Origin of the sequence: Rhodococcus sp. 2G, from assembly GCF_001886355.1 — a bacterium.
GTDB lineage: Bacteria > Actinomycetota > Actinomycetes > Mycobacteriales > Mycobacteriaceae > Rhodococcus > Rhodococcus pyridinivorans.
This window is the reverse complement of sequence record NZ_CP018063.1, coordinates 21574-48451: the sequence shown is the minus strand read 5'-3', so window position 1 is coordinate 48451 and position 26878 is coordinate 21574. Positions and strand designations below refer to the sequence as shown.

The 26878-nt window shown below is 68.4% G+C and carries 22 protein-coding genes; 16 read left to right on the top strand and 6 right to left on the bottom strand.

Annotated elements, in window-relative coordinates; all coding sequences use genetic code 11:
* Nucleotides 1–9 precede the first annotated feature (9 nt).
* Nucleotides 10–1344, top strand: coding sequence for a maltokinase N-terminal cap-like domain-containing protein (locus BO226_RS00240; RefSeq protein ID WP_232238149.1), 1335 nt, complete (start codon nucleotides 10–12; stop codon nucleotides 1342–1344).
* A 64-nt stretch (nucleotides 1345–1408) separates the two neighbouring features.
* Here BO226_RS00240 and BO226_RS00235 read toward each other — a convergent pair whose 3' ends face one another.
* Nucleotides 1409–3838 carry an ATP-dependent Clp protease ATP-binding subunit gene (locus tag BO226_RS00235; RefSeq protein WP_071934380.1) on the bottom strand — a complete coding sequence of 810 codons (2430 nt, stop codon included), beginning with the start codon at nucleotides 3836–3838 and terminating at the stop codon, nucleotides 1409–1411.
* Between the two features lie 150 nt (nucleotides 3839–3988).
* Here BO226_RS00235 and BO226_RS00230 point away from each other — a divergent pair, with 150 nt between their 5' ends.
* From BO226_RS00230 to BO226_RS00220, 3 genes are all read left to right on the top strand, one after another.
* Nucleotides 3989–4453 (top strand): MarR family winged helix-turn-helix transcriptional regulator, encoded by a 465-nt coding sequence (locus tag BO226_RS00230; RefSeq protein WP_006551726.1) that lies wholly within the window; start codon nucleotides 3989–3991, stop codon nucleotides 4451–4453.
* Nucleotides 4450–4872, top strand: coding sequence for an organic hydroperoxide resistance protein (locus BO226_RS00225; protein WP_006551727.1), 423 nt, complete (start codon nucleotides 4450–4452; stop codon nucleotides 4870–4872). Before BO226_RS00230 ends, BO226_RS00225 begins: the two co-directional genes overlap by 4 nt.
* A 103-nt stretch (nucleotides 4873–4975) precedes the next feature.
* Entirely contained in the window at nucleotides 4976–7276 is a 2301-nt protein-coding gene (locus BO226_RS00220) for a DEAD/DEAH box helicase (RefSeq protein ID WP_071934379.1), read from the top strand.
* 29 nt (nucleotides 7277–7305) lie between these two features.
* On the opposite strand, the gene BO226_RS00215 is transcribed toward BO226_RS00220, so the two are convergent.
* The gene (locus BO226_RS00215; protein WP_071934378.1) at nucleotides 7306–8193 is read right to left on the bottom strand and encodes an oxidoreductase; all 888 of its coding nucleotides are present in this window, start codon (nucleotides 8191–8193) and stop codon (nucleotides 7306–7308) included.
* A gap of 165 nt (nucleotides 8194–8358) precedes the next feature.
* On the opposite strand from BO226_RS00215, the gene BO226_RS00210 reads away from it, so the two are divergent.
* The 5 genes from BO226_RS00210 to BO226_RS00190 all read left to right on the top strand — a co-directional run bounded on the left by BO226_RS00210 (nucleotide 8359) and on the right by BO226_RS00190 (nucleotide 13237).
* On the top strand, nucleotides 8359–9534 hold the full coding sequence (locus BO226_RS00210; protein ID WP_071934377.1) for an RNA polymerase sigma factor: 1176 nt from the start codon (nucleotides 8359–8361) through the stop codon (nucleotides 9532–9534).
* A 102-nt stretch (nucleotides 9535–9636) separates the two neighbouring features.
* Nucleotides 9637–10359, top strand: coding sequence for a GntR family transcriptional regulator (locus BO226_RS00205; protein ID WP_024103048.1), 723 nt, complete (start codon nucleotides 9637–9639; stop codon nucleotides 10357–10359).
* 136 nt (nucleotides 10360–10495) lie between these two features.
* Nucleotides 10496–12013, top strand: a complete 1518-nt coding sequence (locus BO226_RS00200; RefSeq protein ID WP_019289983.1) for an NCS1 family nucleobase:cation symporter-1 — start codon at nucleotides 10496–10498, stop codon at nucleotides 12011–12013.
* Nucleotides 12014–12019: 6 nt separating this feature from the next.
* Nucleotides 12020–12754: an aspartate/glutamate racemase family protein gene (locus tag BO226_RS00195; protein WP_024103047.1), complete on the top strand. Its 735-nt coding sequence runs from the start codon at nucleotides 12020–12022 to the stop codon at nucleotides 12752–12754.
* Between the two features lie 48 nt (nucleotides 12755–12802).
* Entirely contained in the window at nucleotides 12803–13237 is a 435-nt protein-coding gene (locus tag BO226_RS00190; protein ID WP_071934376.1) for a GNAT family N-acetyltransferase, read from the top strand.
* A 50-nt stretch (nucleotides 13238–13287) separates the two neighbouring features.
* Here BO226_RS00190 and BO226_RS00185 read toward each other — a convergent pair whose 3' ends face one another.
* Together BO226_RS00185 and BO226_RS00180 are read right to left on the bottom strand one after the other, a co-directional pair.
* Nucleotides 13288–14154 carry an oxidoreductase gene (locus tag BO226_RS00185; RefSeq protein ID WP_064852771.1) on the bottom strand — a complete coding sequence of 289 codons (867 nt, stop codon included), beginning with the start codon at nucleotides 14152–14154 and terminating at the stop codon, nucleotides 13288–13290.
* Complete coding sequence (locus tag BO226_RS00180) at nucleotides 14144–15133, bottom strand: alpha/beta hydrolase (RefSeq protein WP_050993516.1); 990 nt, start codon at nucleotides 15131–15133, stop codon at nucleotides 14144–14146. The genes BO226_RS00185 and BO226_RS00180 overlap by 11 nt, the downstream gene beginning before the upstream one ends.
* Nucleotides 15134–15307: 174 nt before the next feature.
* Here BO226_RS00180 and BO226_RS00175 point away from each other — a divergent pair, with 174 nt between their 5' ends.
* Together BO226_RS00175 and BO226_RS00170 are read left to right on the top strand one after the other, a co-directional pair.
* The gene (locus tag BO226_RS00175) at nucleotides 15308–16228 is read left to right on the top strand and encodes a pseudouridine synthase (RefSeq protein ID WP_071934375.1); all 921 of its coding nucleotides are present in this window, start codon (nucleotides 15308–15310) and stop codon (nucleotides 16226–16228) included.
* Nucleotides 16229–16256: 28 nt separating this feature from the next.
* The gene (locus BO226_RS00170; RefSeq protein WP_006551738.1) at nucleotides 16257–16763 is read left to right on the top strand and encodes an SRPBCC family protein; all 507 of its coding nucleotides are present in this window, start codon (nucleotides 16257–16259) and stop codon (nucleotides 16761–16763) included.
* Nucleotides 16764–16809: 46 nt separating this feature from the next.
* On the opposite strand, the gene BO226_RS00165 is transcribed toward BO226_RS00170, so the two are convergent.
* Complete coding sequence (locus BO226_RS00165; protein ID WP_071934374.1) at nucleotides 16810–17355, bottom strand: flavodoxin domain-containing protein; 546 nt, start codon at nucleotides 17353–17355, stop codon at nucleotides 16810–16812.
* Between the two features lie 163 nt (nucleotides 17356–17518).
* Here BO226_RS00165 and BO226_RS00160 point away from each other — a divergent pair, with 163 nt between their 5' ends.
* Both BO226_RS00160 and BO226_RS00155 read left to right on the top strand, forming a co-directional pair.
* Entirely contained in the window at nucleotides 17519–19051 is a 1533-nt protein-coding gene (locus BO226_RS00160; protein ID WP_006551740.1) for a CYTH and CHAD domain-containing protein, read from the top strand.
* Nucleotides 19052–19199: 148 nt separating this feature from the next.
* Nucleotides 19200–20093, top strand: a complete 894-nt coding sequence (locus tag BO226_RS00155; protein ID WP_024103041.1) for a universal stress protein — start codon at nucleotides 19200–19202, stop codon at nucleotides 20091–20093.
* A gap of 71 nt (nucleotides 20094–20164) precedes the next feature.
* On the opposite strand, the gene BO226_RS00150 is transcribed toward BO226_RS00155, so the two are convergent.
* The gene (locus BO226_RS00150) at nucleotides 20165–21676 is read right to left on the bottom strand and encodes a bifunctional aminoglycoside phosphotransferase/ATP-binding protein (RefSeq protein ID WP_064255940.1); all 1512 of its coding nucleotides are present in this window, start codon (nucleotides 21674–21676) and stop codon (nucleotides 20165–20167) included.
* A 185-nt stretch (nucleotides 21677–21861) separates the two neighbouring features.
* On the opposite strand from BO226_RS00150, the gene BO226_RS00145 reads away from it, so the two are divergent.
* The 3 genes from BO226_RS00145 to BO226_RS00135 are packed head-to-tail and all read left to right on the top strand — an operon-like array spanning nucleotide 21862 to nucleotide 26810.
* Nucleotides 21862–24264: a glycerol-3-phosphate 1-O-acyltransferase gene (locus BO226_RS00145; RefSeq protein ID WP_071934373.1), complete on the top strand. Its 2403-nt coding sequence runs from the start codon at nucleotides 21862–21864 to the stop codon at nucleotides 24262–24264.
* Nucleotides 24261–25691 carry an HAD-IB family hydrolase gene (locus BO226_RS00140; RefSeq protein ID WP_071934372.1) on the top strand — a complete coding sequence of 477 codons (1431 nt, stop codon included), beginning with the start codon at nucleotides 24261–24263 and terminating at the stop codon, nucleotides 25689–25691. Before BO226_RS00145 ends, BO226_RS00140 begins: the two co-directional genes overlap by 4 nt.
* A complete protein-coding gene (locus BO226_RS00135) occupies nucleotides 25692–26810 on the top strand; it encodes a TIGR00374 family protein (RefSeq protein WP_071934371.1) in 1119 nt (372 codons plus the stop codon). It begins immediately after the preceding gene.
* The last annotated feature ends 68 nt before the right edge of the window (nucleotides 26811–26878 follow it).

Genomic DNA, 26878 nt, shown 5'->3' with positions numbered 1-26878 from the left:
CGCGAATGGATGCCGCACCAGCGATGGTTCGCGGCCAAGGGCCACACCATCACCGGGATCGGTGTCGTCCTGCGTCATCCGCTCGTGGAGGAGTCCGGTTTCGGGGCCGACCATCTGATCGTGAAGGTCTCGTTCGACTCGACCGCGGACCAGATCTATCAAGTGCCCCTCGGTTTCCGTTCCCATCTTCCCGAGGAACTGCAGTCGTGGAGCGTGGTCGGCCCCGACGACTCCCACGACCACGGCCTGCACGTCTACGACGGCCTCCGCGATCAGGAGATCCTCGACCGGTATTCGCGCAATCTGGCGAGCGGCACCCCCGCCGGCCCGGTGGATCTCCACACCGTGCCGGGTGCGGTCATCGAACCGGGCCTGCGTGGGCGTGCGCTGAGCGCGGAGCAGTCCAACACCTCCGTGGTCCTCGGAGAGAAGTTGCTGCTCAAGATGTTTCGTCGGCTCACGCTCGGCATCAATCCGGACGTCGAACTGCCGCTCGCGCTCGGCGAGGACGGATGTCGGTCGATCGCCCCGATCCGGGCATGGATCGAAGCGGAGGTCGACGGGGTCCGCACCACGCTGGCGATGGTGCAGGACTTCGCGGCGAACTCGGCCGACGGCTGGTCGATGGCACTCGGCAGTGTCCGGGACCTGCTCCTGGAAGGAGACCTGCGCGCCGACGAGGTGGGCACCGACTTCGCCGGGGAATCCCATCGCATCGGTGCGGCCGTGGCGGATGTGCACGCCCATCTCGGCTCCGTGCTCGGCACCGACGAGCGCGCCGCCGCCGAACTGGCCGAGGGCATGATCCGCCGGCTCGAGGGTGCGGCGGCCGAGGTCCCCGAGCTCGCCGAACTCACCGACGCGGTCCGGGCCCGGTTCGATGAGGTTGCGGCGCTGGGTCAGGTTCCGGTGCACCGCATCCACGGCGACCTGCATCTCGGGCAGGTGCTGCGTACCCCCGAGCGCTGGTTGCTCATCGACTTCGAGGGCGAACCCGCGAAGTCGCTCGAGGAGCGCCGCAAGCTTGACAGTCCGTTCCGGGACGTGGCGGGAATGCTGCGGTCGTTCGACTACGCCGCGCATCATTCGATCCGTGAATCCGAACAAGGCACGGCGGTGGAGTCGCAGCGGGAGTTCCGGGCCCGGGAGTGGGCCGAACGCAACTGTGCCGCCTTCTGCGACGGCTACGCAGCTGCCTCGGGCACGGATCCACGGGGCTCCGTCGTCCTGCTGCGTGGTTACGAGCTCGACAAGGCGGTCTACGAGGTGGTCTACGAGGCTCGGCACCGTCCCTCGTGGCTTCATCTGCCGCTCGAGGCGATCCGTCGTCTCACCGCCCGCTGACCACCCCCCGAACGCGGGAAGGGGAGAGATGCCGTGGCATCTCTCCCCTTCCTCGTCGTGCGGGTCAGCTCACCTGGAGCAGCAGTTCGTCCTCGACGACGTCCGCCGTGACCCGGTTGCCCTCGGCGAGCGCGTCGTCGAGCAGCATGTCGGCGATGCGGTCGTCGACCACCCGGGAGATCGAGCGGCGCAACGGACGGGCACCGAACTCGGGCTGGTGACCGTTGCGGGCGATCCACGCCACCGCGTCGGCGGTGAACTCGAGGTCGATCCCCCTGCTCTGCAGCCGCTTCCGGCTGTCGTCGAGCAGCAGCTCGGTGATCCGGTGCAGCTGGTCGTCGTCGAGCTTGCGGAACATCACGATCTCGTCGATGCGGTTGAGGAACTCCGGCCGCATCGATTCGCGCAGCCGTCCCATGACCCGGTCACGCAGCGGCTTCTCGGCCGCCTCGGCGTCACCGGTGGTGAAGCCGAGCGCGCCTCCGCGGCTCGAGATGATGTCCGAACCGAGGTTGCTGGTCATGATGACGACGGTATTGGTGAAGTCCACCGTGCGTCCCTCACCGTCGGTGAGGCGACCGTCGTCGAGGACCTGCAGCAGTGTGTTGAACACGTCCGGGTGCGCCTTCTCGATCTCGTCGAGCAGCACCACCGAGTAGGGGTGGCGACGCACCTGTTCGGTGAGCTGTCCGGCCTCGCCGTAACCGACGTAACCGGGAGGGGCGCCGACGAGACGGCTCACGGTGTGGCGTTCGCCGAACTCGCTCATATCGATGCGCAGCATGGTGCGCTCGTCACCGAAGAGCACCTCGGCGAGGGCCTTCGCGAGCTCGGTCTTGCCGACGCCGGTGGGACCGAGGAACAGGAAGCTGCCCACCGGACGACGCGGGTCGCTCATGCCGGAGCGGCTGCGCCGCACGGCACGTGCCACGGCGTGGACGGCTTCGTCCTGTCCGACGACGCGCTTGTGCAGCTCGTCCTCGAGAGTGCGCAGCCTCTCCTTCTCGGCGCGGGTCATCCGCGATGCGGGGACTCCGGTGGCCCGCGAGACGATCTCGGCGATCAGCTCCGGGTCGACGGTCGGAGTTCCCTCTCCGTTGCCCTCGCTGTCGCCACCGTCGATCCGAGCCTGGACGCGAAGGATCTCGTCGCGGATGCGCGAGGCATCCTCGTACTGTTCGGCCTCGACGGCGCGATCCTTCTCCGCTTCGAGTTCGTCCAGCCTCGAACGCAGTTCGGTCACGTCGGTGCGCGGCACCCGCAGGCGCAGTCGTGCACCGGCCTGGTCGACGAGGTCGATCGCCTTGTCCGGCAGGTGCCGGTCGGGCAGGTACCGCATCGACAGGTCGACGGCCGCTTCGAGCGCTTCGTCGGTGTACCGGACCTTGTGGAACTCGGCGTACCGATCGGCGAGACCCTTCAGGATCGCGACGGCGTCGTCGCGTGCTGGCTCGTCGACCGTGACGGGCTGGAAACGGCGTTCGAGCGCCGGATCCTTCTCGATGTGCTTGCGGTACTCGTCGAGGGTGGTCGCACCGACGACATGCAGTTCACCGCGGGCGAGCTTCGGCTTGAGGATGTTCGCCGCGTCCATCGCGCCCTCGTTGCCGGCGCCTGCGCCGACGACGGTGTGGATCTCGTCGATGAAGACGATGAGCTTGCCCTGCTGGGCGGTGATCTCGTCGAGCGCTGTGGTGAGACGTTCCTCGAAGTCGCCCCGGTATCGGGTTCCGGCGACCATCGCCGTCAGGTCGAGCTGGACGATCCGCTTGTCCTGCAGGATGTCCGGGACGTCCCCGTCGACGATGCGCTGGGCGAGTCCTTCGACGATGGCGGTCTTGCCGACGCCGGCCTCACCGACGAGCACCGGGTTGTTCTTGGTGCGTCGCGCGAGGATCTCGATCGTCTGCTCGATCTCGTCGGTACGGCCGATGACGGGGTCGATGCCGCCGCCGCGCGCCCGCTCGGTGAGGTCGACGCCGAATTTGTCGAGCGTCGGCGTCGGGGTCTCCTCCGCGGCGGGAGCTGCGGGGGTGGGCTGCAGTGCGGTCTGCAACGCCTGCGGGGTCACGCCCAGGGACGCCAGCAGGCGTCCGGGAGCGCGGGTCTGGTCGGCCGCGAGCGTGAAGAACAGGTGCTCGGGGTCGATGTAGGTGGAGCCGAGCGCACGCGAGAGCTGGTGCGCTTCGAGGAGTGCGGTCTTCACGGCACCGGTCAGTGCGGGTGCGGAGACGGCCTCACCGGGGCGGCTCTGCGGCAGCCGCTGGTCGACGGCGGCAGCGACGTCGGCGGGGTCGGCTCCGGCGCGCGTCATGACCGTGCGGGACGGATCCTGCTCCGCCATCGCGCGGAGGAGGTGCAGCACGTCGAGTTCCGCGTCACCACGGTCGGTGGCGTAGCGCGCTGCGTGGGCGAGGAGGTCCTGGGTACCGCGGCTCATGAAACGTGTGATGTCGATTCGGCCGGGGCCACCAGGCCCGAAGAATGCCGGCATTCCGAAGCCTTTCTGTCGAACTTGAGCCATTCTCACTCAACTAACGTGCCCAGAGCGCTCTCAATTCCCACATGGAAGTGATCCGGAACACGTATCGAGTTGTGGCCATTAATGTTGTGCACAACAAAACGGGGCGCTACATTCATTCCCGTGCCGTCTCCACTCGAACTCGACCAGCAGGTGTGCTTCGCGCTCTACCGCGCCTCCCGCACCATCACGGCCGCATATCGGCCACATCTCGATCGGCTGGGCATCACCTACCCGCAGTACCTGGTGCTCCTGGCGCTGTGGGAACGCGATGCGCGAGGCGTGCAGGATCTGTGCGACTCGCTCGATCTCGACACAGGCACACTCTCCCCCCTGCTCAAACGGCTCGAGGCCGCCGGATACGTCGAACGACGCCGGCAGCAGACCGACGAACGTCGTGTCGTCGTCCACCTCACCGAAGCGGGAGATGCACTCCGGACAGAGGCCACGGACATCCCCGGCTGCGTGACGCGGGACAGCCGGTTCGACGTCGACGAACTGGTCGCGCTGCGCGAGACGCTCCACCGCCTGACCGCCGCGTTGCAGGAAGCACCCGGCGCACTCTCGAAGAAAGGCAGGACATCGTGAACATCATCTACACCGCCGAAGCACTCGCCACCGGAGCAGGCCGCGACGGCCACGCCCGCACCAGCGACGGCAAGCTCGACCTCGACCTGTCCATCCCCACCGAGATGGGCGGCAGCGGCAAGGGCACCAACCCCGAACAGCTCTTCGCCGCCGGATACGCCGCGTGCTTCCACTCGGCACTGCAGATGATCGCCCGACAGGAGAAGGCGGACGTCAGCGACTCCGCGGTCGGCGCCCGCGTCGGCATCGGCCCGACCGACGGCGGCGGATTCGGTCTCGCCGTCACCCTCGAGGTGACTCTTCCGAACCTCCCCCGCGAGCAGGCGCTCGAGCTCACCGAGAAGGCCCACCAGGTGTGCCCGTACTCCAACGCGACCCGCGGCAACATCGACGTCACCCTCGAGGTGACGGAGGACTGAGTCACCCTCGAAGGTGACGGAGGACTGAGTCACCCTCGAGGTGACGGAGGACTGAGTCACCCTGCGCTGCGCACATGTCCGCGCCGACCCGTAGCGTGGACACGTGCGCACGCAGGACCGGTCGCAGCTCGCGCTGTTCGCGACCGAACTCGATTTCCCCCTCGACGACTTCCAGATCGAGGCCTGCCGCGCCCTCGAGGACGACCGCGACGTCCTGGTGTGCGCCCCCACCGGGGCGGGCAAGACCGTCGTCGGTGAATTCGCCGCCCGTCTCGCGCTCGCAGCGGGCGGACGCTGCTTCTACACCACCCCCATCAAGGCGCTGAGCAACCAGAAGTACCTCGACCTGTCGCGTCGCTTCGGCGACGACCGCGTCGGTCTGCTCACCGGCGACATCTCGCTGGACCCGCACGCGCCCGTGGTCGTCATGACCACCGAAGTGCTGCGCAGCATGCTGCACGGCGGCTCCCCGCTCCTGCACGGACTCACCCACGTCGTCATGGACGAGGTGCACTATCTCGCCGACCGCGAGCGCGGTGCGGTGTGGGAGGAAGCGATCCTCTCCCTTCCCGATGACGTGCGGCTGACCAGCCTGTCGGCCACGGTGAGCAACGCCGAGGAGTTCGGCGGCTGGCTGCGCGGCGTCCGTGGCGACCTCGCGGTCGTCGTCGAGGAGACCCGGCCCGTCCCGCTCACCCAGCACATGCTCGCCGGCGGGCGGCTGTTCGACCTGTTGTCCCCGTCCGGCACCGTCGACGAGACCCTCGAGCGGTACATCGCCCACCGCCAGCTCGTCGAGGCCGCGCCCGGCCCCGCGACCGGCCGTGGACGACGACGGCGACGTGCGCGCGGAGCACCCGGACCGGCCGGTGCCGACCTGCCCGAGGTCGTCGCCCGGCTCGAGGCCGAACAACTGTTGCCGGCCATCTGGTTCCGGTTCAGCCGCAACGGGTGCGACGGCGCCGTCGCCGAATGCCTCGAATCGTCGGTTCGGCTCACCGAGGCGGCTGACGTCGCCGAGATCCGCGCGGTCGCCGACCGGCACACCGCAGCGCTGCCGCCCGCAGATCTCGACGCCGTCGGTCACGCCGAGTGGCTCGAAGGACTCGAACGCGGTTTCGCCGCGCACCACGCCGGTCTGATCCCGGCCTTCCGTCACACCGTCGAGGAGTTGTTCGCCCGCGGTCTCGTGCGGGTCGTGTTCGCCACCGAGACCCTCGCCGTGGGGGTGAACATGCCGGCGCGCACCGTCGTCCTCGAACGCCTCGTCAAACCCACCGCCGACGGACCGGTGCGCCTCTCCCCCGGCGAGTACACCCAGCTCACCGGTCGCGCCGGTCGGCGCGGCATCGATGTCGAAGGCCACGCCGTCGTGCTGTGGAGTCCCGAGGCCGCCCCCGCGACCGTCGCCGGCCTCGCCGGCGCACGCTCGTACCCGCTCCACAGTTCGCTGCGCGTCGGCTACAACACCGCGGTCAACCTGGTCGCCGGTCGCGGCATCCCCGGCTCCCGCGAGTTCCTGCGACGCTCGTTCGCCCAGTTCCAGGCCGAACGATCCGTCGCGGCGCTCACCGACGCCGTCCGCGCGAACACGACGGCGCTGCGTGATCTCGACACCGAACTCGGGGACGCCGAGGGCTTCACCGAGTACCGGCACCTGTGCGACCGGCTCGCCGAGGCACGACGCTCCGGTTCGGCCGAGCTGGTGACGTCGCTGGCACGGGCGGTGCGGTCGCATCCTGCGCATCGACGCGGCGACAGGGAGCGCCTCCTCGCCCTCTCTGCGCGACGCGCCGCGGTGCACGGCGACACCGAACGGATGCGGTCGCAGATCGACACGGTCACCGGACGCCTCGTCGAGACCTTCGATCGCACACTGGATCTGCTCGAGGAGCGGGGTTATCTGCTCCGCGACCCGATGGGCGGGTCGGCCTACGTCACCGACGACGGTCGTCGTCTGGGCCGGATCTACTGCGCGAACGACCTTCTCGTCGCCGAATGCGTGCGGACGGGCGCGTGGTCGGGGCTGACACCGGCCGAACTCGCCGCCGTCGCCTCGAGCGCTCTGGGCGAGACCCGGCGCCGCACCGTCGGAGTCCCGGGACGCACCACCACGGCGATCGACGAGGCGCTGCGCGCCACCTCACGGCTGTGGAGCGAACTCGCCGGACGCGAAGAGCGTCTCGGCCTGGAAGTGGGGCCGGATCCGGATCCGATCGCCGTCGCCGCGATCCACCGCTGGGCACGCGGGGACGGACTCGCCGCCGCCCTGCGCACCGCATCGGATGCGGGGCTCTCGGCAGGCGATCTGGTCCGGCGTTATCTGCGCACCCTCGACCTCGTGGATCAGACCGGACTGTGCCGACGCGACGATCTGCCGCCGGTCTCGTTCACCCTGACCTGAGAACTGCAGGATCTACGGTATCGAAAGATCTAGGGCATCGAGTACTCGACGGAGCACACCCGCTCCGACAGTTCCCACAACCTCCGCGCCAGGATCTCGTCGCGTGACCGCGAGGTGGACTGCACCCGCTTCGGCCGGCCGCGCATCTCGAAGAAGGAATCCGGCCCGTAGTAGCAACCCGGCTCCGCATCCGGCGAGGTGGCCGCGTAGAGCGTCGGGAGCGCACCCTGCTGCGGGGACTGCCCGATGATCGGGGTGACGAGTTCGACGATCTTCCCGTGCCAGGACTCGCTGCGGTACTGCAGATTCGTCGACGAATAACCCGGATGCGCGGCAAGCGAACTCACGCTCGATCCGGCTGCGGTCAGGCGCCGCTGCAGTTCGTACGCGAACAACAGGTTCGCGAGCTTCGACTGCCCGTAGGCGAGCCACCGCTCGTAGCGGCGACGTTCCCAATCGATGTCGTCGAGATCGATGCTGCCGATGCGGTGCATCGTGCTGCTGACCGTCACCACCCGGTCGGTGATGCGGTCGAGCAGCAACCCGGTGAGCGCGAAGTGGCCGAAGTGATTGGTACCGATCTGCATCTCGAAACCGTCGGCCGTCCGCCGCAGCGGTACCGCCATGACGCCGGCGTTGTTGACCAGGACGTCGATACGCTCGTGCTCGGCACGCACCTCGTCGGCGAACGCACGGATCGACGAGAGATCCGCCAGGTCCAGACGGCGCACGGTGGCGCGGTCGCCGAGATCGGCCGCGACCGACTCACCCTTGGCGACATCACGGCACGCGAGCACCACCTCGGCACCGGCGTGCGCCAGCGCCCGGGCGGTCTCTGCACCGAGTCCGCTGTTGGCCCCCGTCACGATCATCGTGCGTCCCGACAGATCCGGAATATCGTTCGTGGTCCACCCCATGCCCGCCACCCTACGGACGCGCGCCGCGTGGCGACACTCCCGTTTCCGGCGTCGACGGTCCCGATGGATCGCATCCTCGCCGTGGGGCGCACCTGCTCGTAGACTTCCCCGGAACTCACGACCGCAGGCGCGCGGGGGCGCATGCACGACAGGGAGGTTCCATCGATGGGGCACCACCCCGGACGTCCGGACCGCGAACTCGCCGCAGCGTTGCGGAACGGGGAGCCGGACGCCACGGCAGCGGTCTTCGACCGTTTCGCCCCCGGCCTGTACGCGTACGCGTGCGGCTTCGTCGCCGTGTCATCGGCCTCGGACGTGGTGTACGACGCGGTCTGGACGGCGACCGCGCGGATCCGGTCGCTGCGCGACGAGAGTCTCCTGCGGGCCTGGCTCTACGCCCTGGTCCGTGCCGAATGCATCCGCGTGCTCGAGCGCACCGGCTCCGCCCTCGAATATCTCCCCGCGGCCGACCCCGCCTATCAGGCCGCTTCCGACGTGCTCGACGTCCGTGAGGCGGTCCACCTGCTCGACGGCACCGCGCGCGAGGTCGTCGACCTCACGGTCCGGCATCACTTCTCGTTCCACGAGATCGAGGCGATGCTCGGTTCCGCCGGCGACGGACGTGTCCTCGCCCATGCGCAGGACTTCGTCGACCGTGCGGTGCCCCGCGTGCCGAATGCGCTCGGAGCGTTCTCGCTTCTCCCCTTCACCCCTCTGCCCGCGCACCTGCGTGGACGGCTGCTCGCGGTGCAGCCCTCGGAGGCGGAACTGCTCGATCTCGGGCGCCGGCTCGAACCGCTGGACCGGGAGGGCTTCCCCCGTCGCGATCGTCGGGCGAAGCGCACCGTTCCCGTCATCGCGGCATCGGTGGCGGTGTTCGCGGTGCTGGGCGTCGGTGCGTTGTTCGTGTTCCCGCAGGCCGAGCCCGTTGAGCGGCAGGTCCTGCGTCCTGCGGCCGAGCCGACGCTCGACATGGGGTCGCCGGTGGCGACGAGCACGACCGCAGCGACGACCGAGACCACGCCCACCGAGCCCGCGGAGACGACGACGGGGGAACCCGAGTTCGAGGCACCGGTGGTGACCCCCACCTCGGCAGCGACCGCCGAGCCCGCTGCGGAATCCACCGCCGCTTCCACCACCACGGCGACGTCGACCGCCGGTGGCTTCACCAGGCGTGGCGGGCCGGGTCGCGGGGCCGAGCCGGACGAGGACCGCCCGCGCCGGGACACCGAGGAGAGCGACGCGCCGAGCACCGGGACGCCTCGCCCCACCACGGGTACGCCCACCACGCCGCGGCCGATGCCGACGCTGCCGACCTTCCCTCCGCGCGGCGGGGTATGAGGTGTGCATCCCGGTCACACGGCGGAGACGAGGACGTAACACGACGGGTCTACCTTCGCGGAGTCGAGCACTCGCATTCCGGTGACGAAGGAGGACCCGGTCGTGGCACCACACCGTAGATCCGCGTTGCTGGACGAGCTCCGCGTCGACGTACCGGGTCGCCCGCAGGACGTGATCCTCGAGGAGCTGCGCCGCGCCTTCCTCTCGGGAGCCGCACCCCCGGGCACACCGATCCCCGTAGGGGAGGTCGCGGAGTTGTTCGGGGTGAGCCGCATCCCGGTCCGGGAAGCACTCAAGACCCTCATCGGCGAAGGTCTCGTGACCCACCGGCAGAACCACGGATACATCGTCGCCCAGCTGACGATCGCGGAGCTGCGCGAAATGTATCTCGTCCGTGAGACTCTCGAATCGGCGTCGCTCGCGGCGGCCGTGCGCAACGCCACCGAGGAGGACGACCGGCGCGTCGAGGAGTCGCACCGCCTTCTCGAACGCGCTGTGCAGGAAGGCGACTCGCGTGGCTATCACCGCGAGAGCCGCGTCTTCCACATGGCCCTCACCAGGCCGTCCCGCATGCACCGCCTGTTGCACATGCTCGAATATGCCTGGAACATCACCGAACCCGTTCAGCCGATGGTGCACGTGAGCGATTCCGAGCGCGCCGAACTCCATCGCGAGCACGAGGCGATGCTCACCGCTTTCCTGGCGCGCGACACCGACGCGTTGCTCACGGCGTCCGAACACCACAACCGGCATCTCGACGTCGCCATCTCCGGCCTCACCGCCGAATCCGGCCTGCTTCCCGCGGAAGATATACAGTTCGGGTAACTCTCCGGCAATATCGCCCCGTTACGGTCTGCGCATCGGAATTCACCATCGCCGTTGATGTTCCGTCGATCGATTCGACTCCGCCCACCGGCCTCGCACCGGGGCACGGGCGGCTCCCCCTCGCACAGGAGCAGGCATGACCGAAGTGCTGACACCGAGCGCCGGTAGCGTCCCCACCGCACCCCCGCCGCCCGCGACCGGATACGACCCGCGGTTGACCAACGACGACCTCGCCCCGTTGAAGAACCAGCGGTGGGGTTCGTACAACATCTTCGCGTTCTGGATGTCCGACGTCCACAGCGTGGGCGGGTACGTCACCGCCGGCAGCCTGTTCGCTCTCGGTCTGGCCAGCTGGCAGGTCCTCGTGGCCCTGCTCGTGGGCATCACGATCGTCTACTTCTTCTGTAATCTCGTCGCCAAGCCCAGCCAGGTCACGGGTGTGCCCTATCCGGTGATCTGCCGCAGCGTCTTCGGCGTCCTCGGCGCGAACATCCCCGCGATCATCCGTGGTCTGATCGCTGTGGCGTGGTACGGGATCCAGACCTTCCTCGCCTCGGCGGCACTCGACGTGGTGCTGATCAAGCTGTTCCCCTCGCTCGCGCCCTATGCGGTGGTCGAGGACTACGGGTTCGCCGGCCTGTCCGCACTCGGATGGGTCAGCTTCCTGACGCTCTGGGTGCTGCAGGCCTGCGTGTTCTGGCGCGGCATGGAGTCGATCCGGCGGTTCATCGACTTCTGCGGCCCGGCCGTCTACGTCGTGATGTTCCTGCTGTGCGGTTATCTGATCTCCCAGGCCGGTTGGAGCGCAATCGATCTGACCCTCGGCGAGGTCACGCACACCGGATGGTCGTCGGTGCCGGTCATGCTCGGCGCGATCGCCCTGGTGGTCTCGTACTTCTCCGGCCCGATGCTCAACTTCGGCGACTTCTCCCGGTACGGGAAGTCCTACGCCGCCGTCAAGAAGGGCAACTTCCTCGGTCTGCCCGTGAACTTCCTGGTCTTCTCGTTGCTCGTCGTGATCACCGCGTCGCTCACGCTGCCCGTCTACGGCGAATTGATCACCGACCCCGTCGAGACCGTCGCCCGCATCGATTCGACCTTCGCGATCGTGCTCGGCGCACTGACCTTCGCCATCGCCACGATCGGCATCAACATCGTCGCGAACTTCATCGCCCCGGCCTTCGACTTCTCGAACGTCAGCCCGCAGAAGATCAGCTGGCGCGCCGGCGGCATGATCGCCGCGGTGGGCTCGGTGCTCATCACCCCGTGGAATCTGTACAACAACCCCGAGGTCATCCACTACACCCTCGAAACCCTGGGCGCGTTCATCGGTCCACTGTTCGGCATCCTCATCGCCGACTACTACCTCGTGCGCAAGCAGAAGGTGATCGTCGACGACCTGTTCACGATGTCGGAGAAGGGTGCGTACTTCTACCGCAAGGGCTACAACCCGGCTGCGGTGATCGCAACCGTCGTCGGCGCCGTGGTAGCGATGATCCCCGTGCTGTTCAACGATGCGCCCGGCATGGGAACCGCCGCCCAGTACAGCTGGTTCATCGGCTGCGGTCTCGGTTTCGTCGTCTACCACCTGCTCGCGACCCGCACCCGCCTCGCAGTCCGTCTCCCCGACCGGGTCGCACAGGAAGCAGTCTGATCCTCCATGTTCATCAAGGTCGTCAACCCGAACACCACGTGGTCGATGACCGCCACGATCGAGGCGTGTGCCCGGGCCGTCGCAGGTCCGGGCACACGCGTCGAGGCGGTCAGCCCCACGATGGGACCTCCGTCGATCGAGAGCCACTACGACGACGCGCTCGCCGTGCCGGGCATCCTCACCGAGATCGAGAAGGGTGAACGCGACGGCGTCGACGGCTACGTCATCGCGTGTTTCGGCGATCCCGGGCTGGACGCGGCGCGCGAGCTCGCCGGCGGGCCCGTCGTCGGCATCGCCGAGGCCGCCATGCACACCGCCGCGGTCCTGGGGCGCGGATTCTCCGTCGTCACGACGCTGGCCCGCACGACCGGACGCGCGTGGGACCTCGCGCACCGCTACGGCATGCGCGACGCGTGCCGGGGCGTGCACGCGTGCGACCTGCCGGTGCTCGCCCTCGACAGCGATCCCGACGCACGCAAGATCGTCACCGAGGCGTGCCTCGACGCCCTGTACGAGGACGGTTCCGACGCCATCGTGCTCGGCTGCGCCGGGATGGCCGACCTGTGCGCGCACATCTCCGCGGAGATCGGAGTGCCGGTGGTGGACGGTGTCGCGGCCGCGACGCTGACCGTGCAGTCGCTGGTCACGATGGGGCTGGCGACCGGCAAGCGAGGAGAGTTCGCGGCTCCCCCACCGAAGCGCTATGCGGGACTGCTCGACGGGTTCACGACGGGCGGGTGAAGCCCCTCCCGTGTCCTCACAGCCGGTGAAGCCCCCTACGATCGGGACGTGCCGTCCATCCACCATGCCCCGTTGAGGAAGACCGACCCCGAGAGTCTGTATCGGATCGTCGCTCTGCGGACCGATGTGTTCGTCTTCGAGCAGGGCATCACCAGCGAACCGGAACTCGACGGCCGCGATCTCGACCCGACCACCGAACTGTTCTGGACGCGGGAGGGTGACGAGGTCCTCGCGACGCTGCGCGTGCTCCACGACGACGGGGACATCGCCCACATCGGCCGTGTCGCCACCGCCCGGCACGCACGCGGGCGCGGCCTCGCCGCGGAGTTGATCGAGGCGGCGCTCGGGACCTGCCCGGGGGTGGTCGGCATCTCGGCGCAGGCGTACCTGGAGCACTGGTACGCGCGATTCGGGTTCGTGCGCACCGGAGCGAACTACCTCGAGGCGGGGATCGACCACGTGCCGATGCGCCGCACCCCGTGACCGCGGGGCGCCCGTCGGGCGGCGGTCACGGGGTGCGGGCGACGACGCTATCAGCCGATCTCGAAGTGCACTCCGGTGAGCTTCTCCGACAATTCCCACAGCCGCGTCGCGGTCTCGCGGTCGCGGGCCCGACGCCCCACGGTGGCGACACCGGGCGCTCCGTAGAGCAGGAGACGCGGACCGATGTAGCCGCCCGCGATGCCCGGATCGGAAGCCGCGAGCACGACCGATTCGGCCCCCTGATCCGGGGTGCGCTGCAGGATCGTCTTGCCGAAACCGAACAACCGGTCGAACCACGTCCCCGTGTGGCTGCCCACCTCGGTGGCCGCGTAGCCCGGATGGGCCGCGACGGCGCGCAGCGGTGAGCGGGCGGCGGCGAGGCGTCGTTCGAGCTCGAGCGCGAACAACAGGTTCGCGAGCTTCGACTGTGCGTACCCCGCGGCGCGGTTGTACGGGCGGCGCTCCCAGTTGAGGTCGTCGAGATCGATCCGGCCTATCAGGTGGGCGGCGCTCGACACCGTGACGATGCGGCCGGTGATACGCGGCAACAGCAGTCCGGTCAGGGCGAAGTGTCCGAGATGGTTCGTTCCGATCTGCATCTCGAACCCGTCGGCGGTGCGACCCAGCGGCACCGCCATGACCCCGGCGTTGTTGACCAGGACATCGATCCGGCGATCGGCGAAGGCGTCCGCGAAGGCACGGATCGCCGAGAGGTCGGCGAGATCGAGCGACATCATCTCGGCCCGGGGGCCGATCTCGTCGGCGATGCGCTTGCCCCGGTCGACGTTGCGACCGGCGAGGACGACGGTGGCGCCGGCAGCCCCGAGGGCGCGGGCCGTCGCTTCGCCCACACCGCTGGTGGCCCCCGTCACGACGACGGTGCGGCCGACCAGCGATGTGGTGGCGTCAGGCGCCAATCGAGGACTTGAGCATCGGGAGCATCGCCCACAGCTCGTCCTGCCAGTAACCCCACGAATGGGTACCGACGATCGGGAACGAGAAGTGTGCGGTATCGATACCCAGGGTCAGCAGGCGCACCTGGAAGGCGCGGTTCTGCGTGCGGGCGAGCGCTTCGAGACCCATGGCGTTGGTCGTGTTGAAGCTGCCCACGAGCGAGTTCGGCCGGTCGTACTGGCCGGGCAGACCGCTCGCCGCGGAGACCCACATCGGCAGTCCGCGCATCTGCGGCGCCGCGACGAACGGGTCGTGACGCAGCCACGCCGAGTCCCAGGGCGGTCCCCACATCGCGTCGGCGTTGTATCCGCCGGCGTCGAGCATGGCGAGACGGATGGCCTCGCGCATACCGGGGGCCGAGAGGTTGAGGTAACCCGAGAGGGAGCCGGCGAACTTGAACTGGTCGCGGTGGTAGGCGGCCAGGATCAGCGCCGCGTTACCGCCCATCGACAGGCCGACCACCGCGTTGTTGTTGCGGTCGATGCCGTAGACGTTCGCGAGATGGTCGGGGAGGTTCTGGGTGAGGAAGGACTCCCACTTGTAGGTGTAGGGCTGGCCGTTGAAATTGCTCGGCGCGTACCAGTCGGCGTAGAAGCTCGACTGTCCGCCCACCGGCATGATCACGTTGACGCCGTGATCGGCGAGCCACGCCGCGTTTGTCTCGTGTTCCCAGCCGCTCACATCGTCGGTGGCGCGCAGACCGTCGAGCAGATAGACGGCCTTGTTGCTGCCGTTGTTCGCCCGCCAGATGCGTACCTTGATCGCCCCGACCCCACCCGGGGCGGCGACCATGTCCTCGTGGAAGCGTTCGTACGGATCGGCCGCAGCCGTGCCGGCGCCGAGCCCACTGAACGCGAGCGCCAGCGGAAGGACCAGTGCCGCCACCAGCAGCCGCACGAGAGCGCGTCCCCCCCGCCGACGTGTTCCGGTTTTCGCCGACATCGTCACAACATGCTCCCCTTGCACTCCAGTAACATTCTTCACTTCCGTCCCAGGTTATCGACGGTGCAGAAACCTTAAGCAGGCTTGCACACAATCGTTATCGTGGAAAGTCCGGCAGCGTTATCGTCGGGCCTTCGGCGCTCGTATTCCGGGCGCACCGCTAACCTCCGACCCGTGCCCGAAGCTCCCCTCCCCGTTCGCGACGGCCTGAACCCCACCCGCCTGCGACTGCCGGAAAATCCCAGCTGGGAGACCCTAGCGGAGTTCCTGCTCACACGCTTCCCGAACGATGCGGCGCGCATCGCGGAGAAGATCGAATCCGGCGAAGTGGTCGTACAGGACGGCACAGCGGTCACATTTTCGACCCCGTACGTCCCACGCGAATTCGTGTATCTCTACCGTGATCCGCCCGCCGAACCGCGCGTCCCCTTCGAGATCGACGTCCTCCACCGTGACGAGAACCTACTCGTCGTGGACAAGCCGCACTTCCTGGCGACCACCCCGCGCGGTTCCTGGGTGACGGAGACCGCCGTGGTCCGGTTGCGCAAGGATCTGGACCTGCCCGAACTGTCCCCCGTTCATCGGCTCGATCGGCTCACGGCGGGCGTCCTGGTGTTCACCGTCCGGCGCGAGGCGCGACGCGCGTACCAGATGCTGTTCGACCGGCGTCTCGTCGAGAAGGAGTACGAGGCGATCGCCCCGGCCGCGCCGCGCCTCGACTTCCCTCGCGAGGTCCGCAGCCGCATCGTCAAGGAGCGCGGCGTGCTGCAGGCCCGCGAGGTCGACGGTCCCGTCAACGCCGTGACCTCGATCGAATTGGTGGACACGGCCGACGACCGTGCGCGTTACCGTCTGCGTCCCGAGACCGGCCGGACGCATCAACTCCGGGTACACATGAACTCGCTCGGAATCCCCATTCTCGGCGACAACCTCTATCCGGAGGTGTACGAGCTCGAGCCACAGGATTATTCGAATCCGCTGCAGCTTCTGGCCAGATCCTTGTCGTTCCACGATCCGATCACAGGTCGGCCGACCCGCTTCGTAAGCCGACGAAACCTGGCAGCATGGAGTAACAGCACACCAGGACCCCGCTGACCGGCGAGTTCTCGTCTTGGAGGTTTCCATGGAAATCGGCAGCATCTCGCGTACCTATGACGGGCGGGTGGCCCTGCGGTTCGAACGCTCGTTCCCCCACCCGCCGGAGAAGGTGTGGCGGGTCCTGACCGATCCGCAACATCTCCGCGCCTGGTTCCCTGCCGACGTCGAGTTCGCGCTCACACCCGGCGCCACACTCGAATTCCGCTCGACGCAGGAACAGACCCGCCGTTTCGGCCTGCCCGAAGGGCACACCAGCATGGGCAGTGTCCTCACGGTGCGGCCCGCACGGATCCTGGAATACCTCTGGGACACCGACGTTCTGCACTGGGAACTCACTCCGGACGGCTCCGGCGGGTGCTGGCTCACCCTCACCCACACCACCGACGACGAGGAGGACGCCCTCGCACACGGCGCCGCCTGGCACGCCGGGTTCGAGGTGGTCGAGGCCCAATTGGAGGAACGCCCGGTCGACTGGTCGATCTGGGACCGCGCAGCCGAACTGAGCACGCACTACCAGGGCAGCTCGGGCTGATCGCCCGGCTCGGGACTCGGGCCGATCACCCGGGTGGAATATCCGCCTAGCGGCGCGCCCCACGTGGCGCGGGAGCCGAACCGATGCCGTCGAGGTCGCGCTCCCGCGCGGTCGTGCGCGCCACGATGCGCGCACCCCAGGCACCGATCGCGTCCCAGTCCCGGAAGTCACCGGAAGGGGCGCCGACCATCCTGACGACCATCCGTTCGCCGGTGCCGAGCACCGCCGGATCCAGTTTCCCCGGGAAGGTGCGATGTTCGACGGCCTCGATGCGTTCGGCGACGGCGCACGCGTCGTAGCACGTGTTCACCGACCTCCCGCCCGAGGCGACGGGACCTGACGAGAACAGGTAGACGTCGCGTTCGCGCAGTTCGGCCGCGTGCCGGTCGGAGAACTCCCGCGCGCTGCGCAGCCAGCGACTGCGGTAGACGGCGCTGCCGAGCACCACGACGTCGTACGCGTCGACCTCGTCGACGTGCTCGGGCGCGTTCACGTCGACCTGCGCGCCGTGGTGGCGCATCGACGCGGCCAGCGCAGTCGCGATCTCCGCGGTCGAACCGTGCCGACTGGCCACCGAAACAAGAACCTTCATCACTACCTCCGGACCCGCGTCGAACCATGATCACCCCGAAACCGGGCCTTGACCAGGGCCGAAGTGCTCTTTGCCCGGTATCGGCAGATCACAGTCGGACGAATCCCCTCATATCGGACCGCGTGGCAAGGTGGAGGCAACGCGCACCGAGAGGAGCAGATGGATGCCCAGCACATCGTCGGCGACCGTCGCGGAGGAGGCGGAACGCAAGTACTCCGCCACCGGCGACCGGCCGCTTCCGGACCTGACGGGACTGCCGTCCGTCGATGCGATCGACGTCGACCGGTTCGAATTGTCGGCCCAGTACTACGACACCGCCGACCTGTGCCTGCTGCGCTCGAAGATCACGCTCCGCAGGCGCGAGGGCGGCGACGACGCGGGATGGCATCTCAAACTGCCCTCCGGTGTCGACACCCGCACCGAACTGCACTTCCCCCTCGGCGACGACTCGGCCGAGGACGTTCCCGCAGACCTCGGATCCCTGTTGCGCGGCATCCGCCGTGGCGCCCCGTTGAGCCTGGCCGCTCTGCTCGTGACCCGACGACATCGGCACCGGCTCCGGTCGTCCGACGGCGGCTTCGTCGCGGAGGTGGTGGTCGACGACGTCGACGCCGTGCGCAGCGCCGACGGATCCGAGATCCGCTGGAAGGAGATCGAGGTCGAGTGGAATTCCACCCTCGGCGACAAGACGATCGGCCGATTCCTCACAGCACTCGAGGAACGCTTCGCGGCCGTCGGGATCACCCGTTCGGAGAGCCCGTCGAAGCTCCACCGCGTGCTCGGCGACCTGCTCCCCGCCCGCCCGCCGATCGCGAAGGGCCTGATCCCGGTACGCGACTATCTCTCGAGCGAACTGCACACCCTGGGGTTGTCCGACATCGCCGTCCGCCGCGACGCACGCGACGCGGTGCACAGCATGCGCAAGGCCGCGCGGCGTCTGCGCAGCGCACTGCAGACCTATTCCGACGAGATCGTCGTGGATCCCGATCTCGTCGACGAACTCCGTTGGCTCGGAAGACGTCTCAGCCCGTCACGTGATCTCGAGGTCCAATGGGAACGGCTCACGGATCGCGTGGCCGACATCCCGGTCGAATCGCACCGGGAAGCGACGAGAGCCCGTATCGACGAGTACTTCTCGGCACGGTCGGAGGCCGCCCGCCTCGAAGCAGTCGACACACTGGACTCGGACCGGTACGTCGGGCTGCTCACCCGCCTCGACGCGGCGATCACCGACATAGCACCCGCCACAGAAGCGGCGGGGGCACGGCCGAAAGTGGCACGGAAGGAACTGTTGCGCGCGGTCGCAGCGCTGTCGAAAAAGGTCTCGCGCCGCGTCGACAGGGTCGGCGACGCCGAGAACCCGGCGGAGCGCGACGCGCTGATGCACCGGGCACGCAAGGGCGCCAAACGGATGCGGTATGCCATCGAGGTGATCGCGCCGCTGCATCCGAAGCGTTCCGGGCGGATCCTCGACCGGTTCGACGACTTCCAGGATCTGCTCGGTGAATTCCAGGACTCCGTCGTGGCGCGGGAACACCTCCTGGACATGCTCTCCGAGCAGGGCCACACCGCCGAGACCAGTTTCGGGCTCGGGATCCTGTTCCGGATCGAGACCGAGATCGGCGACGCGCAGGCCGCACATCTGGACAGCGGATGGCGGAAGGCATACCGCGCCGCTCGCCGATTGTGGACCTGATCGAGGCCGGAAGGCTCTGGTCGGGGCCTCCCCGATGGGGAATCATGAAGATCGTCGACACCGGGTCACGGCCGCGTCGTGGCGGTAACGTGGCCTCGGGCCGACCTGCGCGCGGGAAGCCGCGCGTCGCAACGAGAAGGAGACATCCATGAGCACACCGAGCACCCGCAAGGCAGTCGTCGCAGGCGTCGACGGCTCCGAAACGGCTGTAGCGGCAGCGCGGTGGGCCGGTGCCGTCGCGTCGCGCATCGGAGCACCCCTCCACCTCGTGCACTCGATGCCCCCGGAGGGCATCTTCTACAGCGAGGCCGCAGTGCTCGTGCAGTCGCAGATGATCCAGCAGCTCGAGGAGGACGGCAAGAAGCTCCTCGCCGACGCCGCCGAGCGAGTCCGCGCAGATCACCCCGAGCTCGAGATCAGCAGCTTCATCGGTCCCGGTCCCGCAGCCAAGTCGCTGCTCGAGGCCGCCGAGGACGCACGCCTGGTCGTCATGGGCGCCACCGGCGCGGGTGCGCTGGAGAACTTCCTCCTCGGCTCCACCGTTCTGCGCGTCGCGAACCATGCGCCCTGCCCGGTGGTCGTGTGGCGCGGCAACACCGATTCTCCGCTGCCCGATTCCCGGCCGATCGTCGTCGGTGTGGACGGTAGCGAATTGTCCTCTGCCGCAGTCACTCACGCGTTCTATCTCGCGTCGACCCTCGGGGTTCCGCTGCGGGCAGTGCACTCCTGGCTCGGTGACGCCGCACTCGGTGTCGGCGCCACGGCCGCGCTGGTCGATTGGGATGCCGTGGAGACCTCGGAGACCGCGGTTCTCGCCGAGACGCTGGCCGGCTGGAGTGATCGCCACCCCGAGGTCACCGTCGAGCGTGTGATCGATCGGGGCCCGGCCTCGAAGGTCCTGCTCGCGCACCTCGACGACGCCCAACTCGTCGCAGTCGGAAGCCACGGACGTGGCCAGTTCCGCGCCGCCCTGCTCGGATCCACGAGCCAGAACCTGCTGCACAAGGCTCCGTGCTCGGTGCTCATCGCCCGCAAGGTCTAGAACCGATCGTTCCGGTCCGACGGGGATCGCTTCGACGAAGCGATCCCCGTTCACTGTTCTCAGGGGCGCGATCACCAGGGCGCTGGACCGAGCATGCTCTCCAGTCGCGCCGCGTCGACGGTCTCGACACCCGTATCGATCGCCGCTGCCTCCGGCCACGGATCCCGCCGGCGGAGTTGCTGTTCGAGCACGGCAGGGGTCGCATCGGAGGCATCGTCGCCGCGCTCGGCTCGGGATGCCATCCGTTGCAACAGGATTCCCTTGTCTGCACGGCACTCGATCTCGATCACATCCACGGAAGCACCGTCCGCAACCTTGCGGGCCGCGTCGCGCTGCCCGGACGACAACCAGGTCGCGTCCAGCACGACGGATCGTCCCCGGGCCAGAGCGGTCTCGGCACGGCGCAGCAGTTCGCGGTAGGTCGCCTCCGAATGCGTCGGTGCGTACAGACCGGCATCCGTACCGTCGCCGGTGCGGTCGGTGGGTTGCAGACCCGCCAACTCCTTGCGGACGATGTCGCTGCGCACTACGTCCGCTCCGAGATACGCACCGACCGTGCGCGACAGTGTCGTCTTGCCGGTCGCGGAGACACCACCGACGAGCACCATGCGCACGCGTCCCCGGTCGAGATGTCCCTCGAGCAACTCGACGAAACCGGTCGCCGTTTCCCGCGCCGCTGCATCACCCTGCTCGTAGCGTAGGGCGGTCACCTTCGCGCGCACCAACGCTCGATAGGCGATGTAGTGGTGCACGAGAGAGGAGGGCGGGTGATCGCCCGAGACCTCACCATATTGCTCGAGCAACCGCCGTGCTGCGGGTTCGGCACCGAGACGTTCGAGATCCATTGCGAGGAAGGCGAGATCGAGTACTGCGTCGCCGTAGCGCAACTCGTCGTCGAACTCGAGGCAGTCGATGATGCGCGGACCGTCGTCGAGACAGAAGATGTCGTCGGCGAGCAGGTCGCCGTGTCCGTCCACGGCCCGGCCCGCCGCGATGCGTTCGTCGAACAGCACCGCCCGGCCGGCGAGGTAACGGTGCACGGACTCCCGGATCCGCGTCAACGCCCCGGCACGATCCGCCCCTACCTCCAGCCGGCCGAGATGGTCGAGACTGAGATCCCACAGCTCGGCGACGAAATCCGCGGAGGCACACCGGTCGATCTCGGGACCGTGCGGCGAGGAGGCGTGCAGTGCGGCGACCTGCTGTGCCACCTCGTCGATCACCACCGACACGTCCTCACCTCGGCGGACCGCGGCGGCCAGGCGCCGGTCGTCGGGCAGCCGCACCATTTCGACGAGGTGCTCGCACAACTGTCCGTCCGGGCCGTGGACGTCCGCGACGCCCAGATAGACGTCCGGTGCGAGACGCCGGTTGAGCTCCACCTCCCGGTGGCAGATCCGTTCACGGGCCTCACGCGTGCGGTTGTCGAGGAAGCCCAGGTCGAGCGGCTTCTTCAGCTTGTGCACGCGCTCGCCGACGAAGAAGACCACCGACGAATGCGTCTCCCTCACCCCCGCGTAGCCGACACCCTCCGGTCCGGCACCTGTGGTCACTGCGCCCTCCCTGTCGTCGGCGGCTCCCACCGAGTCCTCTCGTCCACCATATTGTCGTTCAGACACTCCAACGGTGCATCTGCACAGCGCCCACCGGTGCATCCGCACAGCCCACCGGTGCATCCGCACAGTGTGTGTGTTCTCCTCCGGATCGCCCGAACGAACCGGCCGCGACAGGTAGCTTTCACACCGAGGTGACTTCTGGACGGGGTGAGATGAGAAACGATCAACCGAGCCGGGTACGAGGAGACGACACCGTGCGGGCGGACGACGGACCCACGGTGGCGGTCCTCGCGTACACGACGGCTCTCGAACGAACGATGATCGAGGATTGGCTGCGCTCGGACGAGCTTCCCGCCGAGTACCGCACGCCGACCCGCCCCGAGTCGCTCGACCTCGACTCACGGGTGCTCACCGAGGAGCTCGTGACCCGCACCGACGATCCGCTGATCCTGCCCTTGCGGGTCGTGTGGCTCCCGGAAGAGCGCGACGGTGCGCGGCGTATCCGGTTCGCCGACGTCCTCGCCCTCACGAACCCACGCAATCCGAATCTGCTGCTGCAGAAATGGCTCGTGCGCAAGGGTGCCGACCGCTACCGGATCGTCGTCGCGAAACCGGCCCGCCTGTCCGAACTGCGGGACGCGCTCAGGGCGGAGGGCGGTGACGGTGACGACGGGGCACTCGCGCGGTACGTGATCCGTCGCGCCGTCGTCGCGCTCGAACGCGCGGAGCGAGCGGTGATCGGCGACCGCTACAAGGTCCCGCGGCTCGTCGCCGCCCAGATCATGGACTCGCCGATCTTCCGGCGCCGTCTCGACGAGATCGCCGCCGAGCACGGCCTCTCCCGCGCCGAGGTCGAGTCGCGGGCGCGCAGTTCCCTCGACGAACTCGTGGCCGTGCAGTCACGATTGGTCACCGACCTGTTCACGCAGGCGATGCGGCCGTTGCACGCGTCGGCATGGACCGTGCACGCCGACGAGGCCGGTCTGCGCGCACTGCGCGAGTCCAACCGCCGGTACGCCCTGGTCTTCCTCCCCTCGCACCGGTCCTACGCCGATGCCTTCGTGCTGGGCGACATCCTGGCGGCGAACGATTTTCCCGGCAACCACATCATGGGCGGGGCCAACCTCACCTTCTGGCCGATCGGTCCCGTCGCCCGCCGCACCGGCACGGTGTTCATCCGGCGCAGTTTCGCAGACGACGACGTCTACAAGGCCGCGCTCGAGGAGTACTTCGCGTTCCTGCTGAGCAAGCGGTTCAACCTCGAGTGGTACTTCGAGGGCGGCCGGACCCGCACCGGCAAGCTCCGGGCCCCGCGCTACGGATTGCTCAGCTACGTCGCCAACGCGATCCGCGGCGGACGCGTCGAGGACGCGATGCTGGTGCCGGTCTCGATCACCTACGAGGGACTCGCCGAAGTCGCGGCGGTCGCCGCCGAACAGACCGGCGCGACGAAGAAAACCGAAGGCCTGGGATGGCTGGTGCGCTACGCCCGCAATCAGCGCAAGCGGGCCGGGAACGTGTACGTGCGGTTCGGCGATCCCGTGTCGATGCGCGAACTGCTGGTCGCCGGTGGGGATCCGGACCTGACCGCACCGGCGCCGGCAGCCGACCCGTCCGCGGCGCCGACGGATTCCGAGGAGATACGGGTGCTGCGCCGCAAGGCGCTGCAGAAGGTCGCCTTCGAAGTCGCGGTCGGCATCAACTGCAACACTCCGGTGACGGTGAACTGCCTGGTCACCCTGGCCCTGCTCGGTGTGCGCGACCGCTCGCTGACGCTCGAGGAGGTGCGGGCCGTGATCGCACCTGTCCGCCGTTATCTCGATCGCCGCGGTGTCCCGCAGGGCGGGCTCCACATCCTCGACGTCGAAGGTGGGCTCGAGGACGTGCTCTCGTCGCTCACCCACGCGGGGGTGGTCACCACCTACGCCGGCGGGGAGGAACCGGTCTACTCGATCCAGCCGGGTCAGCATCTCGTCGCGGCGTTCTACCGCAACAGCGGCGTGCACTGGTTCGTCAACCGGTCGATCATGGAGCTGGCCATCCTCTACGCGCACGCCAATCTCGGTGACGATCCTGTCCGGGTGGCGTGGGAGGAGGCGAAGAACCTGCGCGACCTGCTGAAGTTCGAGTTCTTCTTCCCCGACCGAGACACCTACGAGACCCAGATGCGCGACGAGCTCGCCTGGCTCGTCCCGTCCTGGGGCGACACGCTGCCGACGAAGGACGAAGCGCTGACCGGTCTCGTCGAGACCGGCTTCTTCATGTCGCACCGCACGCTGCGGTCGTTCTTCGACGCGCAGCTCGTCGTCGCCGAGCGCCTCGCCGTCCGGGATCCGGAGCTCGAGGTCGACCGCGCCGCCTTCCTGTCGGAGTGTGTGGCGGTGGGCCGGCAGATGCTGCTGCAGCGCCGCCTGTACGGGCCGGAATCGGTGTCGTCGGAGTTGTTCGCGTCCGCGCTCGACCTGGCGCGCAATCGAGGATTGCTCGACCACGACGAGGACCCCGAGACCGTCCGCGAGCGCAGGAAGGCATTCGCAGCGGAGCTGTCCGAGTTGGCCCAGCGGGTCGCGCTGGCCGAGTCGCTCGACGTGTCGAACAGAAAGGTGGAACGGTGAACCTCGAGCAGGCCCTCGAACGGGTGCGTACGGGTCCGCAGGGACCCGAGGTGGCGGCCTTCTTCGATTTCGACGGCACCATCGTGCACGGCTTCTCCGGTGTCCACTTCTTCCGCGACCGGGTGCTCGCCGGGAAGGTCTCCGCATCCGAACTGGCCGCGACGATGATCAACGGGATCCGCGGGACGGAGACCGAGGAGGACTTCGAACGCTTCGTCGCGATCGCCTTCAAGGCGTGGCGCGGTCACACCGAGGACGAGCTCTACGAGATCGGCCGCCGGCTGTTCATGACGACGATCGCCGGACACCTCTATCCGGAGGCGTGGCAACTCATCGGCGCGCACCAGAACGCGGGCCACACGGTGGTGATCGCCTCGTCGGCGTCCCGCTACCAGATCCAGGCCGCCGGGGACGCGCTGGGCGTCGAGCACATCCTGTTCACCCCACTCGAGGTCGAGAACGGTGTGCTCACCGGACGGGTCGACGGGAAATCGTTGTGGCGCAGCGGCAAAGCGGAGGCGACACGCAATTTCGTCGAGACACACGGCATCGACGCCGAGGCCAGCTACACCTATTCCAACGGTGGTGAGGACGTGGAGTTCCTGGCCGTCGCCGGCAACCCCACGGCCACGAACCCCGATCGCACTCTCACCCGATTCGCCATCGAACGCGACTGGCCGATCATGCGGTTCCGGCCGCGCGGTACGCCGGGCGCCCGCGAACTCGTCCGCACCGCCGCCGCCTACGGCGGGATGTTCGGCTCGGTGTGGACGGGTCTCGGTCTCGGTCTGATCAACCGCAGCCGCAAGACCGCGCTGGACTCGATCATCAGCATCGGCACCGAGGTCTCCCTGGCCCTCGCCGGAGTGAACGTACGCATCGTCGGGGAAGCGAATGCGTGGGCCGCCCGGCCGGCGGTGTTCATCTTCAACCACCAGAGTCAGCTCGACCCGGTGGTGCTGGCCAAGGTCCTGAGGCAGGACTTCACGGGCGTGACGAAGAAGGAGATGGCCAACGACCCGTTGTTCGGGCCGCTTCTGCGGTTCGTCGGCGCCACCTTTGTCGACCGCACGAACACCGAGCGGGCGGTTGCGGCCCTCGGACCCGTCGTCGACACCCTCCGCGAGGGGACGTCGATCGTCATCGCCCCCGAGGGCACACGCTCGCTGACCCCGGCGATCGGCAGGTTCAAGAAGGGCGCCTTCCACATCGCGATGCAGGCCGGTGTCCCGATCGTGCCGGTCGTGATCCGCAACGCCGGCGAGATCCTGTGGAAGCACTCGACCCTGCTGCGGTCGGGCACCGTCGATGTGGCGGTGCTCGAACCGATCGACGTGAGCGGCTGGTCGCGGGAGAACCTCGGTGAGCACATAGCCGAAGTCGAGGACCTCTACCGCCGCACGCTGTCGAGCTGGCCCACCGACTAGATGACAAACGAGACCGTGACACCCGAGGAGCCGGACGACGGAGCCGACGAGAGCCCGCACGGTGAGAGCGGGCCGCTCACCCCGAAGCGACGCCGGTATCTCAAGTGGATCGTCGGTGCTCTGCTCGTCGTGGTGCTCACCGTCGAGATCGTGCTCGTGTGGCCGGAACTGTCCGACAGCGTCCGCGGCCTCGGGCATCTTCACTGGGGCTGGGTCGCGGCAGCGGTGTTCGCCTCGATGGCGGAGATGTCGACCTTCGCACGGGTGCAGCGGGCGCTACTGTCCGCGGCGGGTGTGAAGGTCTCGCAATGGCAATCGCTTTCGGTGGCCCTCGCGGCGAACTCCATGAGCGTGACCCTGCCGGGCGGACCGGTGGTCGGGACGACCTTCACCTACCGACAGATGCGGCGTTGGGGCGCACCCCCGGTGGTGGCGACCTGGCAGCTGGTAATGGCCGGGCTCCTCCAGGCCGCCGGACTCGCACTGCTCGGCATCGTCGGCGCTCTGCTCGTCGGCGCCAGCAACAACCCGTTCTCGCTGATCTTCTCGCTCGGCGGTCTGCTGCTGCTGGTCGTGCTCATCCAGTACGCGGCCGGCAATCCTGGTTCGTTCGAATCGATCGGCCTGATCGCCCTGCGGAGCCTGAACCGGTTGCGGAAGAAGCCGGAGCAGGCGGGTGCGCGGGCGTGGCGGAGGATCGTCGGCCAGCTGAGCGCGGTGCAACTCGATCGTCCTCATGCGGCCCGCGCGTTCGGCTGGTCGCTGAGCAACTGGGTATGCGACGGTGCGTGTCTGGCGTTCGCCGCATACGCGGTCGGTGGCGCGCCGAGCCTGGCCGGTATCGCGGTCGCCTACGCGGCCGGAACCGCCACCAGCCGTGCCATCCCGCTGCTCCCCGCCGGTCTGGGTGTCATGGACGCCGTGCTCGTGCCGGCGCTCACCGCCTCCGGCATGACCGGCGCGCAGGCCCTGTCGGCGGTGGTCGTCTACCGGTTGATCAGTTTCGTGCTCGTCGCCGCGGTCGGCTGGATCGTCTTCGCATTCCGCTACCGGAACGTCGGCGAGGAGGGGGACGAGGACGAAACTCCCCCGGACCTGCGGCTCTGGGACGACGACTGAAGGCGCCGACCCGAAAAGATCGCCCGCGCGCCGGTCGGGGCGCTAGCGTTGTCCTCCATCCGGATGAA